At 73.2% G+C, this 3,700-nt stretch carries 3 protein-coding genes; 2 read left to right on the forward strand and 1 reads right to left on the reverse strand.

The features are described from left to right. Positions 1-114: 114 nt before the first annotated feature. Positions 115-369, forward strand: coding sequence for a hypothetical protein (locus ABWK99_RS14595; protein ID WP_372595426.1), 255 nt, complete (start codon positions 115-117; stop codon positions 367-369). A 114-nt stretch (positions 370-483) separates the two neighbouring features. After that, positions 484-2,241 (forward strand): SulP family inorganic anion transporter, encoded by a 1,758-nt coding sequence (locus ABWK99_RS14600; protein WP_372595427.1) that lies wholly within the window; start codon positions 484-486, stop codon positions 2,239-2,241. Positions 2,242-2,277: 36 nt separating this feature from the next. Here ABWK99_RS14600 and ABWK99_RS14605 read toward each other — a convergent pair. Further along, the coding region (locus ABWK99_RS14605) for a VanW family protein (protein ID WP_372595428.1) at positions 2,278-3,700 on the reverse strand (1,423 nt) is incomplete at its 5' end.

Here is a 3,700-nt window from a genome sequence, read left to right on the forward strand (position 1 = left end):
CGATGCAGGCCTTGTCCTTGACGTCGACACAAGGCTGGGCGATCACGTAGGTCACGAGCGGTCCCTCCTGAAGAACGGCGGCACCCCTCGGTGCGCCCGCCTAGTATCCCCCACGTGACCCCTGACGACGACGTGAGCCCGGACGAGCCGTGGACGCAGTGGCCGGTGGGCAGCAGGGTCGTCGTCCGGCGCAGGCTCGCCGAGGGCGGCTACTCCGACGTGCTCGGGGATCTTCTGGAGAACACCGCGGCCGGCGTGCGCGTCATGACCCGGCGCGGCGAGGTGAGCGTCCCCGCGACGGAGATCGCCATCGGCAAGCTGGTCCCGCCCGCTCCGGCCCGCCGCAACCCCCGCACGCCGTCCTCCTGAGCACGGGCCCACCTGAGCACGGGCCTCCGCGAGCGCGCACTCCACGGGCTCCGGCCCCGCTGGGCGCCTCTCCTCGCCCGGCGACGGGTCACCGCCCGGCGATACGGTGCACCCATGTGGGCCGACCGCGTGCGTCGATGGGCCCCGGGGGTCGGCGTCGCCCGCCGGTACCCCCGGTCCTGGTGGCGTCACGACATCGGTGCAGGAGTCGTCCTCACCGCGCTCCTGGTGCCGGCGGGGATCGGCTACGCCCGCGCGGCCGGCCTTCCCGCCGAGGCGGGCCTGTACGCCACGATCGGTCCGCTGCTGGTGTACGCCGTCGTCGGTCCCTCGCGGGTGCTGGTGCTGGGACCCGACTCCGCCCTTGCCCCGATCATCGCGGTCTCCGTGCTTCCCCTCGCCCTCGGCGACGAGGACCGTGCCGTGGCGCTCGCCGGCCTGCTCGCCGTGATGGTCGGCGTGCTCCTGGTGCTCGGTGGCCTGCTGCGCCTCGGCGCCGTGACCGTGCTCCTGTCGAAGCCCATCCGGATCGGCTACCTCAACGGGATCGCGCTGGTCGTGCTCCTCGGGCAGCTGCCGGCCCTGCTGGGGTCCTCCGTCGACCCGCAGGCCTCCGTCGCCGGGATCGCCTCGCTCGCCGGTTCCGTCGCGCGCGGCGAGGTCGTCGTGCCGGCCCTGGTGGTCGGGGTCGGCTCGCTGGCGACGATCCTCGTGCTGCGCAGGCTGGTCAACGGCGCGGTGGGCGTCCTGGTGGCCGTGGTGGGCGCCACCGTCGCGGTCGCGCTGCTGGGTCTGGACGAGCGTCTCCCCGTCGTCGGCGCCCTGCCCTCAGGACTCCCGCAGGTGGGGCTGGGGGACGTGGGCTGGACCGACGTCGCCGCGCTGGCCGGTCCCGCGCTCGGTATCGCCCTGCTCGCCTTCGCCGACACGGCCGTCCTGTCCCGGGCCTTCGCCGCACGGCGCGGCGAGACCGTCGACTCCGACGCGGAGATGCGCGCCCTCGGCCTGGCGAACGTCGCAGGCGGCGTCATCGGCGGATTCCCGGTGAGTGCCTCGTCCTCCCGCACGCCGGTCGTGGAGCAGGCAGGAGCGCGGAGCCAGCTCGCCGCTGTCGTCGGGGCGCTGCTACTTCTCGCGTTCATCCTGCTGGCACCGGGGCTCACCGGGTACCTCCCCTCCGCGGCACTGGCGGCCGTGGTCATGGTGGCGGCCTCCACCCTGGCCGACCTGCGCGCGACGGCCCACCTCCTGCGCGTGCAGCCCCTCGAGGGGGCCTTGAGCGTCGCAGCCTTCCTGGGGGTGGTCTTCCTCGGCGTGCTCGAAGGGATCGTCGTCGCGATCGCGCTGTCGCTCGCCGCCTTCGTCCGGCACGCCTCACGCCCCTACCGCACCGAGCTCGGGCTGATCCCCGGTGTGCGCGGGTACCACGACCTGGCGCGGCACCCGGAGGCGCACCGGATCCCCGGCCTGGCGATCGTGCGCTTCGACGCCCCGCTGTTCTTCGCGAACGGCACCCTCTTCGCCGATCACGTCCAGGCCGTCGTGACCCGCACCGGCCGCAGGGTCGAGACGGTGATCCTGGCTGCCGAGCCGATCACCGACGTGGACTCGACCGGCCTGGACGCGCTCGTCGAGCTCGACGACAGCCTCGCGGCACAGGGGATCCGCCTGGTGCTCGCCGAGGTGAAGGGACCGGTGAAGGACCGCCTGCGCCGCTACGACGTCCGTACCGCCGACGGTGCGAGCCGCTTCGGTCCCGAACGATTCGCGCCGACGGTCGGAGCCGCCGTCGACGCCGTGACAGGGGACCTGCGCGGAGACCTGCCCCGCCCTGGCGGCGCCCCTGAGGGCCCGGAGTCGCCCCCGGGCTGAGCCGTCCGACGACTCCCCCGGTCTCGAGCGGTGCGGTCAGGGCGTCGGTTCGGTGCCGCAGATGACCTGGTTCTGCGGCCGGTACCGCACCGTCCAGGACTCGTCCGAGTGCACCTCGCCCTCGCGGGAGACCACGCGTCGGACGGTGACGGAGAACCCGGGGTTGCCCGAGCTCTGCGCCGAGCAGGTGGCCGACTGGGAGTACACGGTGGTGGGCCGCACGACGTCCGAGCGCGCGCTCGTCGTGCTCTCGACGGTCCAGTACTTGGTGCCCCAGATGCGCACGTGCAGGCTTCCGTCGGCGACCCATGCCTGGACGAGCGCGCCGTACGGGGTGTCGTTCTGCCACTGCATGTCCAGGACACCGGTGAAGATCGTCGCCTCGCGGCCCTCCGGGTACCGGGAGAACCACTCGCTGTGCGGGTGGTGCTCCACGTCGACGAACCCCGCGAAGTAGGCGGCGTTGTAGGTGGTCGTGGAGACCTGCGAGAGCCCGCCGCCCCAGGCGTCCGAGTGCTCACCGTTGATGATCGCCCCGGCCTGGACGAAACCGTGCTCCGCGTCGATCGGGCCGAGCTCCTCGGTCAGCGAGAAGATCTCGTCCGGGCGCACGAGCGTCCCGTTGATCGCCGCCGCGCCGACGGTGATGTTGCCGGTGCGTCGCGGCTCGCTGGTCAGCGGCGTGGAGAACTCCGAGACGATCTCGGTGATGCCCAGTGCCTCGAGCGCCTCCGTCGAGTTCTCCGGGTCGGACTCCACGAGCTCCACCCGGGCGGTCCGGTCCGCGCTCGTCGCGGCCGTCGCGACCGCCTCCGCGAGCAGGTCCGGGTCCAGGGTGGTCCCGGGCACACCCGGCACCAGGACCGGGGCGTCGTTCTCGAAGGTGAACTCCGCGTCGGCCGGTGCCGTCAGCAGGTCCCTGGTCCGGGCGATCACGGCGTCGACGAGGGACGGCCCGTCCATCGTGAGCACGATCTCGCCGTCCTCGACGCTGAAACGAGCGGTGTCGACGAGGATGCTGACGGGAAGGTCCGCGACCTGGTCGGCGACCGCGACGGCCACCGGCGCCTCGGCGAGCGGGCGGGCGAGGTCGGTCACGGCACGGTCGAGAGCGTCCTGGTCGATCTCCGGCGCGACGACCTCGGTCGGCAGCTCGATCGGCCGCGCGGCCGTGAGCCACTGGGCGATCAGCAGGTCGGCCGCCGCTGTGGCGTCGACGGAGATGCCGTCGACGGGATCGGTCGTGGAGACCGCTCCGTCGATGAACGCGACCGTGCCGTTGACCGGCGCGGTGTCCAGGGCGTCCCCCAGGGCGGTGACGGCGCTGTCGAGCGACCCTCGATCGACGGTCGTGACGGGCTCGACGGTGCCGCCGCCGGCGATGTGCTTCCACAAGCGGATCGGCTCGAGACCGAAGCCGGTCAGGTCGGCGACCGTCGCCTCCGGCTCGAAGGTGAGC

Source organism: Actinotalea sp., assembly GCF_041597215.1.
Classification (GTDB): domain Bacteria; phylum Actinomycetota; class Actinomycetes; order Actinomycetales; family Cellulomonadaceae; genus Actinotalea.